Source organism: Halomonas sp. BM-2019 (assembly GCF_017584085.1).
Genome location: NZ_CP071922.1, coordinates 777349 through 778177, shown reverse-complemented (window position 1 = coordinate 778177; position 829 = coordinate 777349). Strand labels below are relative to the sequence as shown.

Here is an 829-nt window from a genome sequence, read left to right as displayed (position 1 = left end):
TCTGTCGAGACCGGCCGTCAGGCTGGTCGAACGCTACCTGCCCGACCCCTACATCTTCGTGCTGCTGCTCACCGTGATCGCCGCCGCCGCCGCCATCGCCGTGGAGCGCCAGACCCCGCTGGCGGTGATGCGCATGTGGGGCGACGGCTTCTGGAACCTGCTGACCTTCTCCATGCAGATGCTGCTGGTGCTGGTCACCGGTTTCATGCTGGCCAGCTCGCCGCCGGTGAAGAAGCTGCTGCAGCGCCTGGCCAGCCTGGCCAAGGGCCCCGGCGGGGCCATCCTGCTGGTCACCTATGTGTCGCTGGCGGCCAGCTGGATCAACTGGGGCTTCGGCCTGGTGGTGGGGGCCCTGTTCGCCAAGGAGCTGGCGCGCCTGGTTCGCGTGGACTATCGGCTGCTGGTGGCCAGCGCCTACTCCGGCTTCGTGGTCTGGCACGGCGGCCTGGCCGGCTCGATCCCGCTGACCATCGCCACCGAGGGCCACTTCACCGCCGACCAGATCGGCGTGATCGGCACCGGCTCGACCATCTTCGCTTTCTTCAACCTGGCCCTGGTGGTCTGCCTGTTCATCGCCATCCCGCTGGTCAACCGGATGATGCTGCCCGACGACAAGGAGAGCGTCTACGTCGACCCCAAGCTGCTGGGCGATGACGAGGAGTATCGGGTGCGCATCACCCGCCCGGCCGAGCGGCTCGAGAACAGCGTGACCCTGGCCTGGCTGGTGGGCATCCCGGGGGTGATCTTCCTGCTCGACCACTTCTTCCTGCGGGGCGGCGGCCTGAACCTGAACATCGTCAATTTCATGTTCCTGTTCCTGGCCATCGTG

At 66.9% G+C, this 829-nt stretch carries 1 protein-coding gene; it reads left to right on the top strand.

Features of this window, described 5'->3' with window-relative positions:
- Position 1: 1 nt before the first annotated feature.
- On the top strand, positions 2 to 829 hold an 828-nt coding region (locus tag J5F18_RS03960; protein WP_346301034.1), incomplete at its 3' end, for a TIGR00366 family protein.